The sequence below is a fragment of the Streptococcus mitis genome (genome assembly GCF_008763935.1).
GTDB lineage: Bacteria > Bacillota > Bacilli > Lactobacillales > Streptococcaceae > Streptococcus > Streptococcus mitis_DB.
The window spans coordinates 170,029-187,241 of the sequence record NZ_VTQF01000001.1 but is presented as its reverse complement, the minus strand read 5'-3'; the positions used below and the strand labels follow the sequence as shown (position 1 = coordinate 187,241).

Annotated in this window: 15 protein-coding genes; 1 reads left to right on the top strand and 14 read right to left on the bottom strand. The window is 41.1% G+C overall.

Features of this window, described 5'->3' with window-relative positions:
• Window positions 1–6: 6 nt before the first annotated feature.
• From F9B91_RS00820 to F9B91_RS00795, 6 genes are all read right to left on the bottom strand, one after another.
• Complete coding sequence (locus F9B91_RS00820; protein ID WP_150922260.1) at window positions 7–3,105, bottom strand: DEAD/DEAH box helicase; 3,099 nt, start codon at window positions 3,103–3,105, stop codon at window positions 7–9.
• Between the two features lie 92 nt (window positions 3,106–3,197).
• Entirely contained in the window at window positions 3,198–4,364 is a 1,167-nt protein-coding gene (locus tag F9B91_RS00815; RefSeq protein WP_150922259.1) for a MalY/PatB family protein, read from the bottom strand.
• A 7-nt stretch (window positions 4,365–4,371) separates the two neighbouring features.
• On the bottom strand, window positions 4,372–5,466 hold the full coding sequence (locus tag F9B91_RS00810; protein WP_150922258.1) for a cystathionine gamma-synthase: 1,095 nt from the start codon (window positions 5,464–5,466) through the stop codon (window positions 4,372–4,374).
• A 164-nt stretch (window positions 5,467–5,630) separates the two neighbouring features.
• Window positions 5,631–6,086: a hypothetical protein gene (locus F9B91_RS00805; protein ID WP_060627812.1), complete on the bottom strand. Its 456-nt coding sequence runs from the start codon at window positions 6,084–6,086 to the stop codon at window positions 5,631–5,633.
• Between the two features lie 314 nt (window positions 6,087–6,400).
• Window positions 6,401–8,359, bottom strand: coding sequence for a peptide ABC transporter substrate-binding protein (locus F9B91_RS00800; protein WP_150922257.1), 1,959 nt, complete (start codon window positions 8,357–8,359; stop codon window positions 6,401–6,403).
• A 204-nt stretch (window positions 8,360–8,563) separates the two neighbouring features.
• Window positions 8,564–10,186 (bottom strand): putative polysaccharide biosynthesis protein, encoded by a 1,623-nt coding sequence (locus F9B91_RS00795; protein ID WP_150922256.1) that lies wholly within the window; start codon window positions 10,184–10,186, stop codon window positions 8,564–8,566.
• Window positions 10,187–10,291: 105 nt separating this feature from the next.
• Between F9B91_RS00795 and F9B91_RS00790 the strand changes: the two genes are divergently transcribed.
• A complete protein-coding gene (locus F9B91_RS00790) occupies window positions 10,292–11,737 on the top strand; it encodes a UDP-N-acetylmuramoyl-L-alanyl-D-glutamate--L-lysine ligase (protein ID WP_150922255.1) in 1,446 nt (481 codons plus the stop codon).
• 31 nt (window positions 11,738–11,768) lie between these two features.
• Here F9B91_RS00790 and F9B91_RS00785 read toward each other — a convergent pair whose 3' ends face one another.
• From F9B91_RS00785 to F9B91_RS00750, 8 genes are all read right to left on the bottom strand, one after another.
• A complete protein-coding gene (locus tag F9B91_RS00785; RefSeq protein WP_150922254.1) occupies window positions 11,769–11,969 on the bottom strand; it encodes a CsbD family protein in 201 nt (66 codons plus the stop codon).
• Window positions 11,970–12,070: 101 nt separating this feature from the next.
• Window positions 12,071–12,721, bottom strand: coding sequence for a DUF1803 domain-containing protein (locus F9B91_RS00780; RefSeq protein ID WP_150922253.1), 651 nt, complete (start codon window positions 12,719–12,721; stop codon window positions 12,071–12,073).
• On the bottom strand, window positions 12,705–13,217 hold the full coding sequence (locus F9B91_RS00775) for a YiiX/YebB-like N1pC/P60 family cysteine hydrolase (RefSeq protein WP_150922252.1): 513 nt from the start codon (window positions 13,215–13,217) through the stop codon (window positions 12,705–12,707). Before F9B91_RS00775 ends, F9B91_RS00780 begins: the two co-directional genes overlap by 17 nt.
• 86 nt (window positions 13,218–13,303) lie before the next feature.
• Window positions 13,304–14,239, bottom strand: a complete 936-nt coding sequence (locus F9B91_RS00770) for a manganese-dependent inorganic pyrophosphatase (RefSeq protein WP_049534302.1) — start codon at window positions 14,237–14,239, stop codon at window positions 13,304–13,306.
• Between the two features lie 82 nt (window positions 14,240–14,321).
• Window positions 14,322–14,609, bottom strand: a complete 288-nt coding sequence (locus F9B91_RS00765) for a GIY-YIG nuclease family protein (RefSeq protein ID WP_150922251.1) — start codon at window positions 14,607–14,609, stop codon at window positions 14,322–14,324.
• Window positions 14,599–15,348, bottom strand: a complete 750-nt coding sequence (locus tag F9B91_RS00760) for a tRNA1(Val) (adenine(37)-N6)-methyltransferase (RefSeq protein WP_000390778.1) — start codon at window positions 15,346–15,348, stop codon at window positions 14,599–14,601. The genes F9B91_RS00765 and F9B91_RS00760 overlap by 11 nt, the downstream gene beginning before the upstream one ends.
• 52 nt (window positions 15,349–15,400) lie before the next feature.
• The gene (locus F9B91_RS00755) at window positions 15,401–15,763 is read right to left on the bottom strand and encodes a S1 RNA-binding domain-containing protein (RefSeq protein ID WP_049488521.1); all 363 of its coding nucleotides are present in this window, start codon (window positions 15,761–15,763) and stop codon (window positions 15,401–15,403) included.
• A gap of 1 nt (window position 15,764) precedes the next feature.
• The gene (locus F9B91_RS00750; RefSeq protein ID WP_150922250.1) at window positions 15,765–17,165 is read right to left on the bottom strand and encodes a bifunctional Cof-type HAD-IIB family hydrolase/peptidylprolyl isomerase; all 1,401 of its coding nucleotides are present in this window, start codon (window positions 17,163–17,165) and stop codon (window positions 15,765–15,767) included.
• Window positions 17,166–17,213 lie beyond the last annotated feature (48 nt).

Sequence of the window (17,213 nt, the reverse complement as noted above, 5' to 3'; positions counted from 1 at the left end):
GATTTTTCAAGTGCTGCCTTCAGAAATTCCCAAAATTTCTCTAATTTCTGCTAGGGTCAGACTGCCACGTGACTCTGTTCCATCCAATACTTGTGACACCAGATGTTTCTTTTGTTCTTGGAGTTCTTGAATTTTTTCTTCAATGGTTCCCTTGGTCACCAAGCGATAGACCTCAACCGTTTCTTCCTGACCCATCCGATGGGCACGGCCAATAGCTTGCGCTTCCACCGCAGGATTCCACCAAAGGTCAACCAAGATCACTGTATCAGCACCTGTCAGGTTCAGACCGATACCACCAGCCTTAAGGGAAATCAGAAAGGCATCTCTTTCTCCTTGGTTAAAGGCCTTGGTCATGTCTTGTCTTTCCTTGGCTGGGGTTGAACCCGTAATTTTAAAGGAAGTCAAGCCCAAGTCTGGCAGTTCTTGTTCAATTTTTTCCAACATTCCCTTGAACTGTGAGAAAATCAAGACACGGTGTCCACCATCTGCCACCTGTACCAGCAGGTCTCGAAGGCTATCCAGTTTGCCACTGGCTCCCTGATAATCTTCCATAAAGAGGGCAGGAGTGTCACAGATTTGGCGCAAGCGCATCAAACCAGATAAAATTTCCACCCGACTTCGCTGAAATTCCTGATCTGAAACTTGAGCTAGACGGTCCCGCATCTGTTGTAACTGGGCTAGGTAGATAGCCTTCTGCTGGTCTTCCAGTTCATTTTTATAAACCACTTCAATCAAGTCTGGCAATTCAGTCAGAACTTCTTCTTTCTTGCGCCGCATCACGAAAGGTTTGATAAACTGAGCAACGCGCTCAGCTGGTAATTTCATAAATTCTTTCTTGCTTAGCAAAAGTCCTGGCATGACGATTTGGAAAATAGACCACAGCTCACCCAGATGGTTTTCAATCGGAGTCCCTGACAAGGCAAAGACCGACGGCACCACAAATTGTCTCAAGGTCTGGGCGATCTTAGTCTGGGCATTTTTCATGACCTGAGCCTCATCTAAGAAAAGGAAGTCAAAGGCCATCCCCTGATAAAAATCACTGTCCTGACGGAAGGTAGCATAACTCGTCACATAGATTTGATGGCTCTCAGCAAGAATCTCTTCACGACTAGCTTTCAAACCATGAACAACAGCCACATCCAACTGTGGGGCAAATTTCTGAAACTCATCTGCCCAGTTGTAAATCAAACCTGACGGTGCTAAAATCAAAACCCGACTTTCTTTTGTCACTTGACTGGTCAAAAAAGCAATGGTCTGCAGGGTTTTACCAAGTCCCATATCATCAGCCAAAATCCCACCAAAACCATAATAATGGAGCATTTGCAACCAGCCGATTCCCTTTTCCTGATAATCTCGCAAGTCAGCCTTAACCTGCGTTGCTTGTCGAGGGAAGTCCTCTGGATGCGTCAAATCATGGGCCAGATTCTGGAATTCTTGTGAAAAAGAAACACGATCTCGTCCTTCAAAGAGATGAGCTAAACTATAAGCCAAAGATTTTCGAGCCTGCAAGGCCCCATCTTTTAATTCAAACTGCCCCAGTTCCTGTAGATTTTGGCGAATTTTCTTGGTTTCTTCATCGAAAAAGTATACTTGATTGGACGAATCGATATAAAAATCTTGATTGGCAACCAAGGCCTGCATGGCTTGGTCGATTTCCTCCTGGGCAATATCTTGAAAATCAAATTGGATTTCCAAGAGACCTCCCTTGGAAGCAATCTGAACTTGAGGGCTTGCTAGTCTATAAATTTCTTCTAGCTTGTCTGATAGATCAACATTCCCGAGTTTTTCAAAAACTGGAATGATGTCATGGAAGAAATGATAAACAGACTCGGCTTTTAAGGCCTGACGCCAAGATTGAAAATCTGCTTCAAATCCCGCTGCCAAACAGACTTGGAAAACTCTTTCTTCTAAGTCAGCATCACTCGAAAAAGGTAATTCTTCTAGCTCTTGTCGGCTAGATATCTGCTTATCTCCATAATCAAACTGAATTTCTAGACGAATCCGATTATCCTCTTCCCTATCAAAGTAAAAAGAGGGTTCAAAAGTTTTGATTTGTAGACGTTCTGGAGCTGAAACGGTGCCCATTTGGCTAAAAAGAGTTAAACAAGAAGCTAACTTATCTCGGTCACTACTATCAAATTGCAGGTATTTCTTTCCATGTTGATCCAAAGGCAGCGCTTTGATTTCCTTGAGAAGACGCATCTGCTGGTCTGTTAGAAAATAAACCTGGCCTTTATGGAAAAGTACTGCTCCCTGATAAAAGACATTGACCCTTGGACTCTCACTAATTCCCATTTCAAAATAATCCGAGTATTCTGTTACTGTAAAGGCAAATAGATTGGCATCCGCATGCAAATCCTGAAAAAGTAGGGTTTGGTAGCTATCCACTTGATGGTCAAATTGAAAATGCGGCAAGGCCATCAGAAAATTCACACCCTGCTCAAAAAAGGTCAGAGGGAAAAAGAGATGCCGACCTTGGTTTTGGAAAAAAAGCTCTGGACTAAGTCCTTCTTCCGTTAGTCCCCGCAAGAAAGTAAGAAGTTCTTGGCTGGCTTCATCAAAGGCTTCCCAAGACAGAGACTCCTCATAGGTCTTACCAATCATATAAGGTTTTCTCTTCTCGACGACTCTTAAAAAGAGTGGAATATCCCGAATGACATAGTATTTTTGACTATTGATTTGCCCGATTCTCAGGGTCCACAAGATATGGTTGCTTCCTGCTTCCACTTGCCCCACAGCCGACAACTCATAGGCTCGGTCTGATTTTGGAGATAAGATTCGTTCTAAAAATTTTCCACCCAAGGTCACCTTGGTTTCAACGGCTTCTTTTTCCTCATGACCTTCTTCCAGACTCTGCAAGATTTCCTGACCACGCTCATCATTTTTCAGAAAATGTTCCAGAGCTGCCAAATGCACACAGTAGCCCCTCTTTTGGAAAAAATCGCAGGCACAAAAAACCAAATCATCCTCTAAACTATAGCGCAGTTCTTCTTCTGCAACGCGAGCGTAGAGCCGATTGTTCTTTTCCTTGATAATGTCAACCTTACCAGTTTCATAAAGGGCAACGCCTTCGATACGGACTTTCCCCGGAATCAATTTAGCCATATTTTTACCTTTACCTTATCTTTTTATTATACCATATTTTCCCCTATGAAAATAGCCTTCTAGGAAGACTTTTCTCCTAGAAGGCTGGATTTTTAAAGTTTAGCTAAAGTCGTCACAATTCGCTGACAAACTTCTTGCAACAGAGATTTAGGCATGGCTACATTGAGGCGGGCATGGAGACTTCCTTCCTCTCCAAAATCCAAACCACGATTGAGGATAACCTTGGCTTCATTTCTCAAAAGCTCTTGTAATTTTTCATCAGTCAGGTCATAGGCTGAAAAATCAAGCCAAATCAAGTAGGTTCCTTGCGGTTTCATGACCTTGATTTTAGTCTCTTTTCCAAATAGATCCACCACATAATTGATATGGTCTTCAAAGACTTGCTTGAGTTCCTCTAACCAATCTTTACCGTATCGATAGGCAGCTTCTGTCGCCAAATAACCCAAGCCTGAAATTTCATGCTGGTTATTGGCCAACTGGCGTTTCTGGTAAGCCACTCGCAACTTAGGATTTTCAATAACTGCATATGAATTTTTTGTTCCAGCGATGTTAAAGGTTTTAGTGGCACTAGTCAAGACGATAGCAAAATCTTTGAAGGCAGGATCAATGGTATTGAAGGAATGATGCTTGTGACCAAAGAGGGCCAAATCTTGGTGAATCTCATCTGAAACCAAGAAAACACCGTGTTTTTGGCAGAGTTGGCCAATCTTCTCCAACACTTCTTTTTCCCAAACACGTCCACCAGGGTTGTGAGGGTTGCAGAGAATATAAAGTTTGACATCCTCTTCTACCAAATCCTTTTCAAGTCGGTCAAAGTCAATCTCAAACAGACCATCCTTTTCCACCAAAGAATTGGTAATCAATCTACGGTTGTTCAACTTGACACTGCGAGCAAAGGGTGGATAGACAGGTGTGTTAATCAAAATCGCCTCGCCTTCTTTTGTAAAGGCTTGAATAGCTGTTGAGATGGCTGGTACCACACCTTCGATAAAGACAAGAGCCTCTTTGTCAAAGTGATAACCGTGTTGTATAGCTTCCCACTTTTGAACTTCCTTAATTAAATCATCACTGGCATAGGTATAGCCATAAACCAGTTGATCAGCGTAAGTCTGCACGGCTTGACGGATTTCAGGCAAGACTACAAAGTCCATATCCGCTATCCAAGCTGGTAGAACTTCACTATCCGTTTCCGCCTCTTTCCATTTATAGGTATGGTGCCCTAAACGATTGGGCAGGCTTGTAAAATCATATTTTCCCATCTTTGTCTTATCCTTCTAAGGCTTGGCGCAAATCCGCAATTAAATCTCTAGCATCTTCAATCCCAATTGACAAGCGCAAGAGGTCATCTGTCAAACCATAAGAATGGCGCACTTCTGCTGGAATATCAGCGTGAGTTTGCGTCGTTGGATAAGTAATGAGACTTTCTACTCCACCCAAACTTTCCGCAAAAGAGAAGACCTTAAGACTGTTCAAAATGTGAGGAATGCGTGTTTCATCGGCTACTTTAAAGGAAATCATGCCCCCACGACCAGTGTAAAGAACTTCCTTAACTGCTGGAGAATCCTTCAAAAAGGCAACCACTTCTTGGGCGTTATCTGTTGAGCGCTCCATACGAAGAGACAAGGTCTTGAGACCACGAATCAATTGATAGCTGTCAAATGGAGACAAGACTGCCCCTGTCGTATTGAGATTGTAAAAGAGCTTCTCGTATAGTTCTAAACTATTGGTCACAACCACTCCAGCCAAGACATCATTATGCCCTGCTAGATACTTGGTTGCTGAATGAAGAACAATATCTGCTCCATCTTCAATCGGACGTTGGTAGATAGGGCTGTAGAAGGTATTGTCCACCACCACTTTGGCATCCTTAGCATGAGCCAATTTTGCTAGTTTTTCGATATCAAATTCCAACATCAAGGGATTGGTTGGTGTTTCGATATAGAGAACATCCACGTCCTTTTCTAACTCGGCAATCAACTCTTCTTCTGTATTAGCATAGGTAAAATGGAAACGACCTTCCTGTTCCACTTGATTGAACCAGCGGAAAGAACCACCATAAAGGTCACGGACAGCCAAGACCTTACTTCCTACTGGAAAGACGCTAAAGGCCAGTACAATAGCTGACATCCCTGAGCTAGTCGCTAGGGCATAGTCTGCGGACTCAATAGCCGCCAAGACTTCTTCTGCCTTAGTGCGAGTTGGGTTTTTGGTACGCGTATAGTCAAATCCAGTAGATTTACCAAACTCTGGATGCTGATAGGTCGTTGAAAAATGAAGCGGTGTCACCAAAGCTCCTGTCGCTTCATCTGATTTAATACCCGCCTGGGCCAAAATTGTGTTAATGTGTAATTCCTTGCTCATACAATTCCTCCAAATCTATAGTAACTATTGTACCACTTATTTTCATCAACTCATTTTCTTCTTTTCAAGAGCTAGCTATAGTTTCAAACTATAGACTTATCGAGTAAAGCTAAAAAGAATCCAGAAAAGCTTCCAGATTCTTTTGTGAAAATGATTGCTGGGGCTTACTTAGACTGAAAGAAATCCTGTTGGGATAAATAGTCATAATGGTCTTTGTTAAATTGATATTGGCCCACATGCTGACTAATCTGACCAACTTCCACGGAAAAAATATAGTCTTCATTTTGATAGTGCCAGTTCAGCCTAACTGTGTTCAAGACTGTCTTATAAGTAAAATCTTTAACTTGATTCCAAGGCATCTCTACGACTTGATTAGAATGATTTTCTGTTACATCATTGATGTCCATCAAGTAGATTCCCTTAGGTGTGAATGCCAGAATCTTAGGCTTCACACTCGACTGAACATAGTAACTTCCTCCTATAACGAAAAAATCAATAAAGGATTTCAACCATGTCTTTTTCTTAAAAGCCATCAGAAAATTCTTTTGCCCTTCAATGTGGCAAGTTGAGAGAAATGATTCAATCTGTTTTTCTGTTGCAAACTCCATAATAGCGCCCATGATGTTACCTCCATAAAAATTAGTAAATAGGCAGATAAGAACTCTTCACATAAAAGAAGAACTTATCATTAGTTGCATTTTATCTTACTTTTTTAGTAGACAGCATCCCTCCTATAAAATCATCCTAGCATGTGCATACTTCAGTTAACACTGGAAGAGGATTTAAAAATAGCGTCTCACGTTTTTGTTATATTCATTATATCATAAATTCAATTAACTAAGAAAAAATGTAAGCACTTTTCTTCCAACTTCGCTATCATTCTATTAAAAAAACGACAGCTTCCTTCGAAACCATCGTTTTTCTTGAAAAATCCTTATTTGAAATGTTTTGCCAATTCTTCTTGGGCTTTTTTATTGGATTCTTCTTTTTCTTTCAACCATTTTTCTTTAGCTTTTTCATATTCATCTTTTGTGACTGTCTTATCTTGTAATTTGAGATATTTATATGATTCAACCCCTTTATTACCAGCCAATGAATATGGTGTTGAGAAAGGAACGATTTTTCTCAATGTTGGTGTTCCACCAAGTGAAACATTTGGAATTGCTAAAGAGCTATCCACCAACCAAGCTTGGGCATCTGCATATTTTTCATAACGTTTAGCTGGATCTTGTTCCTTATTAGCTTCTTCCAACATTTGAGTGTAGACATCCAGTCCAACAGCCTTGGCTTTGTCATTGGCTTCACCTGGCTCTATACCTAGATTTTGCATCAAACCACCAGAATTAAGGTTGAAGACATCAAGATAGGTTGAAGGATCTTGATAGTCTGCAGTCCAACCACCATTGTAAAGATCATAATCCTTCTGAGCTGCAGTTTGAGCAAGATAACCTGAACTATCATAATCCTCTGTAGAAAGTTGGTGAACATCAATCACAACATTATCTGAACCCAAGACAGATTCTATTGATTGCTTCATGGAATTGATTCCTTGAATTTCAGCCTTATTAGCCAAATCTATAGTTTTATCTAAGTGTATAGGGAATTGGACTCCTTTGGCTTGGAGTTCTTTCTTAGCTTCAGCAAATTTAGCTTTAGCTTTTTCTGGATTGTAGTATGGATCCTGGGCGTCCGCAAAGTTGATTCCTTGCCATTCCTTACCGTAGTTAACCATCTTAGAGGCTACTACTTCACCAAAGTCTTTTCCGTTGATACTTACGAAGTTTGGAGGAACGACGAGGTTACGCAAAATCTTAGTTGCTCCCTCTTCTCCTTGAGATTGGGCCCCGTAAGCTGTACGGTCATAGGCAAAATTAATGGCTTGACGGAAGTTTTTATTCAGAACTGCTTCTTGAGTCGATTTCTTTTCAGCATCACTTGTCTTGGAAGTGAATTTATAAGATTTTCTATCCAAGTTGAAGTTTAAGAAGTAAGAAGTAGCATCTTGCATGCTATAGATGATATTGTCCTTATTCTTTTCTTTAATTCCTTCGAAACTTGAACTATTTGGATAGAGACGAGCATAGCTATAAACACCTTCGGTAAAATTACGTGCTAACGCATCTTGGTCACTACCATCAAAATAAGTCAATTTGACATCATCTACAAAGACATTTTTAGCATCCCAGTAGTTAGGATTTTTCTTGTATTCGATGACCGATTTTGAAACAAAGGATTTCATCAAGAAAGGTCCATTGTACAAAATGCTAGATGGATCTACCTTCCCAAAATCATCCCCTTTTGATTTCAAGAAATCCGCATTGACGGGGAAGAGAATAGTTGATGTCGTTTTTGAGTTCCAGTAAGGTTCTGGTCGTGCCAAGGTATATTGAACGGTTTGGTCATCAAGTGCCTTGACTCCGACAGTTGAAAAGTCGCTTGTCTTACCAGTGATATAGTCATCTAAACCTGCAACAGATTCTTGCACTAAGTACAAGGCTTCTGATTTTTTATCAGCCGCATATTTCAAACCAGTGACAAAATCTTGGGCAGTTACAGGAGCATACTCGTCTCCATCTGAAGTATACCATTTAGCATCTTTACGCAGTTTGTAGGTATAGGTCAAACCGTCTTGAGAAACACTCCAATCCTCTGCCAAGGATGGGATATAGTTCCCATACTGGTCATTTTCCATGAGCCCATCTACCAGATTGGTCACAATATCAGTAGTTGTTGAACGGTTTTCAGCAAGATAGTTCAAACTAGATGGATCACTTGAATAAACATAATTGTATGTTTTTGACCCTGTGCTAGAATTTCCACAGGCACTTAACAAAATACCTGCACTTAACACGACACCTGCAAGCGTTGCATACTTGGCCTTAGACTTTTTCATTTCCAGAACCTCCTGATTTAAATATTTGTCTTATTATACATTACAGGTTTTATTTAGTCAATAGTTTTTTAAGTAAAATTTAAGAAAAATAAAATTACCATCTACAAAATTTAGTTATCATTCTACAAATTAATAAAAAAGAGAATAATTTAAGTATTTCATGATAGAAATGTTCAAATTATCCCTTTTATTTATAAATATTTTTTAAGTTAACTTTAATTTGATTCGTAAGCGATCTGCTTGGGCTTTTCCAATAACCTTATCCAATAAATGGGTACGGAGACTCATGACTCCATAAACTCCTCCACCCATTGCACCGACAAGGGCTACATAAAGGAAACTCCACAAACGTCCACTTGGTTGGAAGACAAATCCCAGTATCCACTGAATTGTACCTACACTGATAAACATAACAAGTGTTAACAAACTGATTAAAATAGTTCGCTTCAAAATCACCTTGCGGTTAACACCTGTTACTTGACAAATATCCCGATACATCAAAACATTAGGAATAATGAGACCGATGGTAGTTGAAATCAAAGGACCGTAACTATGGAAGAGAGCGATAGTTGGAAGTTGCAAGACCAGCTTGGCAACAGAGCCATAGATAAAATAGAGAACTGCCTTACGGTTGCGGAACATGGCTTGAAGCATTGGAGACAAGACCATGTACAAGCCTAAAATAGTAGACTGCAAAACTGCAAAGACAAACAAGCCCATGGCCAAACTATCTGGCTTGCCATAGAAGACAGTATAGAGAGGTTCTCCTACCATGACCACTCCAACCGTTGCTGGTAGCAGGAATAAGAAAAGCATGGTAATGCTGTCCTGAACTAGACGAGAAGCCGCCTTCAAGTCCCCCTTGATATAGTTTTCAGTCAAAAGTGGCAAGCCGACACTCCCAATCGAAACCCCAACAGAAATCAAAATCATAGTGATTTTATTAGGATTGGCAGAGAAATAAGAAAACATGACAACCAAGTCTTCATTACTATAGTTGGTAAACCAACTCATACTATTGATAAAGGTCATCTGGTCCAAAATCTGGAAAAGCTGGATAGCAGACCCTGTCAGAATAAAAGGAATGGCTTCCTTAATGGTATCAACCAAGAGACGCTTACTATTAATCTTATCTCCTGTTTCAAGAACTCTTTTGAGTAAACCTTCTTTGGCAAGGAAATAGATCAAAACTACAAAGCTAGCTACCATACCAACAAAAGCAGCAAAGGTGGATTGGGTAACCGCTGCTAGATAATCTCCTGAACCCATTTTCATAATCATAAAGGTAGCTAAGAGCATCCAGATAACACGAATGACCTGCTCAGCGATTTGGCTCATGGCATAAGGTTTCAGGTTATTCATCCCTTGGAAGAAGCCTCGAATCACACTCATCGATGGGAAAATCAAGACCGCCCAGGCCAAGCTCTGCATGATTGGGATCAGGTCTTTCCCTACACCCGACAAGTCTGCTAGCCAAGGAGCAAAGATATACAAGACTAGTGCAAAAACAAGACCTAATCCCGTCATAAAGCCTAAAAAGCTCCGAATCAGGGCAAAGCTGTGCTCTTCTTCTCGCATGGTATTATACTTGGCCACTTGCTTAGCCACCGCAACTGGAATACCCGCTGTTGAAATCAGCAAGAACCAGGCATAGATATTGTAGCCCATAGTAAAGAGACCATTTGCTGTAGCCGCATAAGACCCCATCCATATATACCAAGGGATAATGTAAATGGCCCCGAGTAGGCGACTGATAAAGTTACTAGCCGTTAGCCAAGCAGTCCCCCGTAACATCTGGGCCTGCTGGTGATTGTTTTCGTTAGACATAAATTCCTCATTTTATTTTAATCACTAGGAAAAATTCCTCATCTTCCATTATAAACTTTTCCTTGTCACTTGTAAATTTACGACTTTCGGTTTACAATAGAAAGTATGATTAAGATTGAAACCGTATTAGATATTTTAAAGAAAGATGGTCTCTTCCGTGAGATTATCGACCAAGGACATTATCACTACAACTACAGCCATGTCATATTTGACACCATCTGCTATGATAGCCGCAAGGCCAAAGAGAAGAGCCTCTTTTTCGTCAAGGGTGCTGCCTTTAAGAAGGAATTCCTGATTTCTGCCATCTCTCAAGGCCTCGGTTGGTATGTGGCTGAAGAAGACTATGAAGTTGGTATTCCTGCTATCATCGTCAGTGATATCAAGAAAGCCATGAGTTTGGTAGCTATGGAGTTTTATGGCAATCCTCAGGAAAAACTTAAACTCCTTGCCTTTACTGGTACTAAGGGTAAAACAACAGCAGCCTATTTCGCTTATAACATCTTATCTCAAGGGCATCGACCTGCTATGCTCTCGACTATGAATACAACTTTAGATGGCAAGACTTTCTTTAAGTCTGCATTGACAACTCCTGAGAGCATTGACCTCTTTGATATGATGAATCAGGCTGTGCAAAATGACCGTACTCACCTCATCATGGAGGTATCCAGTCAGGCCTATCTGGTCAAACGTGTCTATGGTCTAACCTTTGATGTGGGAGTTTTCCTCAATATCAGCCCCGACCATATCGGCCCGATTGAACACCCTAGCTTTGAAGACTATTTCTACCACAAACGTCTCTTAATGGAAAATAGCCGAGCAGTCATCATTAACAGTGACATGGACCACTTCTCTGTACTAAAAGAACAGGTGGGAGATCAAGACCATGATTTCTACGGTAGTCAGTCTGATAACCAAATCGAGAATTCCAAAGCCTTTAGCTTTTCAGCTACGGGTAAACTCGCTGGAGATTATGATATTCAACTCATTGGACACTTCAACCAAGAAAATGCAGTTGCTGCTGGACTTGCTTGTCTTCGTCTCGGAGCAAGTCTTGAGGACATCAAAAAAGGAATCGCTGCAACCCGAGTTCCTGGTCGTATGGAAGTCCTCACTCAGAAAAATGGAGCCAAGGTCTTCATCGACTATGCCCACAATGGGGATAGTCTGAAAAAACTAATCAAGGTTGTAGAGACTCATCAAACTGGAAAGATTGCTCTGGTTCTCGGTTCGACAGGAAACAAGGGAGAAAGCCGTCGTAAGGACTTTGGCCTCCTCCTTAATCAACACCCTGAGATTCAAGTCTTTCTGACTGCTGATGACCCCAACTATGAAGACCCAATGGCCATTGCAGATGAAATTAGTAGCTATATCAATCATCCTGTTGGAAAAATTGCGGATCGCCAAGAAGCCATCAAGGCAGCTATGGCTATCACAAATCACGAATTAGATGCAGTTATTATTGCTGGTAAGGGAGCCGATTGCTACCAAATCGTCCAAGGCAAGAAAGAAACCTATCCAGGAGATGCAGCTGTCGCAGAACGTTATCTATAAAAAAATCAAGGGAACTATTCCCTTGATTTTTTTAGTCTTCTTTCTTAAATGAATTTTTAAGACCTTCAACGGCACCTTCTACAGCACCTTTAACGTCTTCAACTACTTCTTTTGCCTTAGCAACTGTCTTTTCTACAGCGCCTTCTGCTTCAGTCTTGCTATCCCCAGTAACTTTACCAAATCCTTCTTTGATAGCGCCTGTTGCTTGTTCCAATTTGTTTTCAAGTGACATATGATTGTCTCCTTTGGTTTTATTCCGATATGTGTTACCGGTTACATATAGTTTATACTGAATCCTAAGGAAAGTCAAACAATGTGCTCAAAAACAAAATTTCACGCTAAGTAGAAAGTTAATCTCTCCTTGTCCAAATCGATAGCCAACTCATACTTCCCCTCTTCATTTTGGACAATATAGTCTAGGACGACCAAACTTTCCACAAAGATATCACGTCGTTTCTGTATAAGCTGGTCTTTTTTGAGGAACTTCAACAAAAAAGTCGTCATATATTTGAGAGCATACTCAGGATTGACATCTCCCAAAATGGCATAAAGTTCCTGCTGTTTTTCTGTCAAAGGATACTGATGTTTGACCTTGTAGAAATAATTGGACAAGGTCATTTTTGTTCGCGCAAAATCGGTCTTTTCAACTAAAATAGCTGCATTGGTCTGATTGCGCAATTCCGTCTCAAAACGCTGCTCCAACAAGGCTTGATAGACCGGACTATCTTCGCTGACAAAAATCTCTTGATCCAGTTCGAGACTATCGAGTGATTCAAGCATAGGAAGATTAAGGTAATAACGCTTATTTTCTCGTAGAATCAAACCTGCCTTTATATACTCTTCCATGAGTTTATCAACTGCAACATCTGGAAATTGAGCCTTGATTTCCCGTAAAATCACATCCTCATGCTGGTCCAGATAGCGGATCAATTCTCCAAAAAATGGCTGTCTCGTCAAACGAGATGGATTAAAAATCTGAATCATGAAGATTCCTTTCTTTACATTCTAACAGAGGCGATGCTGCCAACTGACTGGGATTGGTCCCCGGCTGGTTCAAAGGAACAGGCAGACCTAGTTCTCTGTAATACTCCCTCCAAAAATCACTAATCTCCTGCTCCCCATCTCCAAATTTCATGGGAATAGTTTCAAAAATGGGGAGAATTTCTGCCATGTACTGGGAACAGTAAAAACCAGCTCCATTTGGATAGAAAGAAGCATTATAAGGAGCTCCAAGATGTTTGCAAGCTTTTTCCTTCACAGACTGGATATCCATTTCTGGGTAGACATAAAGGTCGTACAAGTGATTGGGCTCAAAGAAGTCTGCTGGTTCCTGACAAATAACACCAGCCTGTCCACTAGCGTGGTAAATCATCCCATCCAAATAAATGGCAACATGGTTATAGTTTCCTGTGGAAGTTTGGATGGCCTGCCCCATATCTGACTCATCTCTCACAAAAATCAAATCACCAGTTTCTAACATGCTTCACTCCTAGAAAAAAAGGAGCCGAAACTCCTTTCGATATAAGGCAAACTAGCCTTTCCTAATTTGAATTAACACTCAAAATCTTAAGCATTGAAGCTTTCAGTCAATTGAGGCACCACTTGTTTCTTACGTGAAACGGCACCAGCAAGGAAGGCATGGTTATTTTCAAGTTTGAAGTTGAAGGCTGCTTCAACCTTGTCCATATTGGCACCAAGAGCCAAGATTTCTGAGTTTGAGTTGACGATATCTGTAATCATCAAGACAAAGTCAGAGTAGCCATTTGCTGTGTTCGCAGCTTGCATTGCAGCTTCAATTTCTGCTTGGCGTTCCAAAACTTCAGCGATGTCAACTGTGTTTACTTGGGCAACACGAACATTATTTCCGTTCAATTCAAAAGTTTTAGCATCGATGTCAATCAATTCGTCAGCAGATTTGCTAGCCAAGTTTGTACCAGCTTTCAACATAGCCAAACCATACTCTTCTAAGTTTACACCAGCTAATTCAGCCAATTCTGGAGCGATGACTGTATCTGTTGGGTGTGTTGTTGGTGATTTCAAAAGAAGAGTATCTGAAATCAAACCTGAAAGCATCAAACCAGCAATCTCTTTAGGTACAGCTACACCATGTTCTTTGAACATACGGTAAACGATTGAAGACGCTGAACCAACTGGCTCCAAACGCATGTAGAGTGGGCTTGCAGTTTCAAAGTTAGCCACACGGTGGTGGTCTACAACACCATAAACTTCTACTTCAGCGATATCTGATACAGATTGTTGGAATTCATTGTGATCAGTCAGGATAACTTGCTCTGCGCCTTCAGCTTTAGCAGAAGTGATAACACGCGGTGCTTCCACACCAAAATAGTTCAAGACAAAGGCTGTTTCTTCATTTGGAGTTCCAAGGGCAACAGCTTCCGTATCCAAACCGTAAGCTTCTTTTGCAAGGTAGGCAAAGGCTACAGATGAACCGATGGCATCTGAGTCTGGATTTTGGTGACCAAATACTAGAATCTTAGACATGATAATACCTCATTTTGTTTATTCTCTTTATTGTAGCATTTTTTTCGCTTTTTGACAAAAGTAAGAGGAGTCAAAGGACTCCTCACAATTGTTCAAAATAACTAAGTAAATTTCTATCTTGATTTTCAGATAAAAATGTTTCCTTCTGTGGTCTCTTCTTACGCTTGAGAAGGGCTTCTGCCGACATGGCTTCTTCCTTACTGGCAAAACCTTGAGCATAGATGAGTTTGACTGGCAAGCGTGCTCGTGTGTATTTGGCTCCCTTCCCACTATTGTGGACAGCGAGGCGTTTTCTCACATCAGTCGTATAGCCTGTATAATAGGATCCGTCACGGCACTCCAGCACGTACATATAAGCCTTATGATCCATAATAAATCTCTTCAAGTTCCGGCGTATAAGAGCCATCATCATTGTGGACAATGAGAGGTGGTAAGACCTTAAAGCCACTTGTTGAACCATCCTTGATAGCCTCAATCAAGAGCATATTGGCTTCCTTTTCTCTTTTTGGATAAACAAACTGCAGGCGCTTAGGGGCTAGATTATGCCGTTGTAACGTATCCAAAATATCCAGAAGTCGATCAGGGCGATGAACCATGGCCAAACGCCCGTTGGACTTGAGAATACTCTGGGCACTACGACAGATTTCCTGCAAATTGGTCGTGATTTCATGTCGCGCCAAGAGATAATGTTCACTCTCGTTCAAGTTGGAATGAGGATCCACCTTGAAATAGGGCGGATTACACAAAATCATATCCACCTTACTTCCCTGAATGTAAGCAGGCATATTTTTCAAATCATCACAGATGACCTGCATCTGCTCTTCCAAACCATTCAAACGGACAGAGCGTTCAGCCATATCTGCCAAACGCTCCTGAATCTCAACAGCCAAAATCTGTGCCTGGGTACGAGTGCTAGCAAATAGCCCCACTGCTCCATTCCCAGCACAGAAATCCACAATTAAGCCCTTCTTAGGAAAACGTGGAAAACGTGACAAGAGAACACTATCCACCGAATAGCTAAAAACCTCTCTATTTTGAATGATTTTGATATCTGTCGAAAAGAGCTGGTTAATGCGCTCCCCTGATTTTAATAATTGTTCTTCTTCCATGGTCCTATTATAACAAATTCATATTAACATTACAAAAGATAGAGTTTTCTAACTAGCGCTTCTGATTCTTCAAATGTTGAAGGGCTTCTTTGGTCCAAATTGGCATCATTCGTTTGAGAGGGGCAAAACCATAGTTAAAGCGGTCGCTTGAAAAGCGTCTCCGTCTAGGAAACTGGTGCTTTTCTTCCTCCAAGGTGCGGATAGAAAGGCTAGCTTTCCCTGTAAATTCATCTAAATCCACCACCTGAACCAGAACCTCTTCATCGACTTTCAAGGCTTCTTGGATATTTTCAATAAAGCCTGTCCGAATCTCCGAAATGTGAATCAGCCCCGTATCACCCGTCTCTAGCTCAACAAAGGCACCGTAGGGCTGAATCCCTGTAATACGCCCCTTTAGCTTATCACCGATTTTCATCTTAGTCCTCAATTTCAATTGTTTCAATCACGACATCTTCAACTGGCTTGTCCATAGCTCCAGTCTCAACAGCAGCAATGGCATCCAAAACAGCATAAGAATCTTCATCAGCTAGCTGACCAAATACAGTGTGACGACGGTCTAGGTGAGGTGTCCCACCTTGCTCTGCATAGATTTCTGCGATCGGTTCTGGCCAACCACCACGAGCAATCTCCTTTTTAGAATAAGGCAGGTGTTGATTTTGCACGATAAAGAACTGGCTGCCGTTGGTATTTGGCCCAGCATTAGCCATGGAAAGGGCACCACGGATATTGTAAAGTTCTTCAGAGAATTCATCCTCAAATGATTCACCGTAGATTGACTCGCCACCCATACCAGTTCCAGTTGGGTCTCCACCTTGGATCATAAAGTCCTTGATAATACGATGGAAAATGACACCATCATAGTAGCCATCTTTTGAAAGTGCAACAAAGTTAGCCACTGTTTTAGGAGCATATTCAGGGAAAAGCTTGATACGCAAGTCTCCGTGATTGGTCTTAATAGTCGCGATAGGACCTTCTACTGTTTCAATATCTACTTGTGGGAAATGCAATTCTTTTTCTACCATACCAAATCCTTCTAAGGCATCAAAAATGCCATCTTCTTCTAATGTTTTTGTTATATAATCTGCTTTTTCTTTGATGTTATCATGAGAAATTCCCATGGCAACGCTGATTCCAGCATAATCAAAGAGTTCCAAGTCATTCAACCCATCTCCAAAAACCATGACGTTCTCTGGTTTCAAGCCAAGGTGTTCTACAACTTTTTCCACGCCCGTCGCTTTGGAGCCTGAAATCGGAACAATATCAGACGAATGTTGATGCCAACGAACCATGCGAAGTTTGTCTGAGAGACTATCAGGAAAGTGCAAGTCATCTCCTTTATCTTCAAAAGTCCACATTTGATAGATATCTTCTTTTTCATGGAAATCTGGATCCACATCCAAATCGGGGTAAATTGGATTGATAGCTTCACTAATCATATCGGTGCGAGTCGACAACTTGGCATCATGACTCCCAACCAAACCATACTCAATTCCCTCTTGCTTAGCCCAAGAGATATACTCCTCAACATCTGACTTCTCAATCTGATGCTGATAAATAACCTGACCTTTTTTATCTTCGATATAAGCCCCATTCAAAGTTACAAAAAAGTCAGGCTTGAGATCACGAATCTCTGGAACGACACCAAAAATCCCTCGTCCAGAAGCAATACCTGTCAAGATTCCTTTCTCACGTAATTGCTTAAAAACAGTTGGGATTGAAGCTGGAATAAAACCTGTCTTGGAATTCCGCAATGTATCATCAATATCAAAAAAGACAATCTTTATCTTCTTTGCCTTGTATCTTAATTTGGCATCCATCTCACTACCTCTTTCAATCTAACTCTTTCCATTATACCATAAAGTAGC

What these genes read in the sequence shown, in the direction of transcription:
- F9B91_RS00820 (WP_150922260.1), bottom strand. Translation starts at nt 3,105, where the DNA reads ATGGCTAAATTGATTCCGGGGAAAGTCCGTATCGAAGGCGTTGCCCTT.
- F9B91_RS00815 (WP_150922259.1), bottom strand. Translation starts at nt 4,364, where the DNA reads ATGGGAAAATATGATTTTACAAGCCTGCCCAATCGTTTAGGGCACCAT.
- F9B91_RS00810 (WP_150922258.1), bottom strand. Translation starts at nt 5,466, where the DNA reads ATGAGCAAGGAATTACACATTAACACAATTTTGGCCCAGGCGGGTATT.
- F9B91_RS00805 (WP_060627812.1), bottom strand. Translation starts at nt 6,086, where the DNA reads ATGGGCGCTATTATGGAGTTTGCAACAGAAAAACAGATTGAATCATTT.
- F9B91_RS00800 (WP_150922257.1), bottom strand. Translation starts at nt 8,359, where the DNA reads ATGAAAAAGTCTAAGGCCAAGTATGCAACGCTTGCAGGTGTCGTGTTA.
- F9B91_RS00795 (WP_150922256.1), bottom strand. Translation starts at nt 10,186, where the DNA reads ATGTCTAACGAAAACAATCACCAGCAGGCCCAGATGTTACGGGGGACT.
- F9B91_RS00790 (WP_150922255.1), top strand. Translation starts at nt 10,292, where the DNA reads ATGATTAAGATTGAAACCGTATTAGATATTTTAAAGAAAGATGGTCTC.
- F9B91_RS00785 (WP_150922254.1), bottom strand. Translation starts at nt 11,969, where the DNA reads ATGTCACTTGAAAACAAATTGGAACAAGCAACAGGCGCTATCAAAGAA.
- F9B91_RS00780 (WP_150922253.1), bottom strand. Translation starts at nt 12,721, where the DNA reads ATGATTCAGATTTTTAATCCATCTCGTTTGACGAGACAGCCATTTTTT.
- F9B91_RS00775 (WP_150922252.1), bottom strand. Translation starts at nt 13,217, where the DNA reads ATGTTAGAAACTGGTGATTTGATTTTTGTGAGAGATGAGTCAGATATG.
- F9B91_RS00770 (WP_049534302.1), bottom strand. Translation starts at nt 14,239, where the DNA reads ATGTCTAAGATTCTAGTATTTGGTCACCAAAATCCAGACTCAGATGCC.
- F9B91_RS00765 (WP_150922251.1), bottom strand. Translation starts at nt 14,609, where the DNA reads ATGGATCATAAGGCTTATATGTACGTGCTGGAGTGCCGTGACGGATCC.
- F9B91_RS00760 (WP_000390778.1), bottom strand. Translation starts at nt 15,348, where the DNA reads ATGGAAGAAGAACAATTATTAAAATCAGGGGAGCGCATTAACCAGCTC.
- F9B91_RS00755 (WP_049488521.1), bottom strand. Translation starts at nt 15,763, where the DNA reads ATGAAAATCGGTGATAAGCTAAAGGGGCGTATTACAGGGATTCAGCCC.
- F9B91_RS00750 (WP_150922250.1), bottom strand. Translation starts at nt 17,165, where the DNA reads ATGGATGCCAAATTAAGATACAAGGCAAAGAAGATAAAGATTGTCTTT.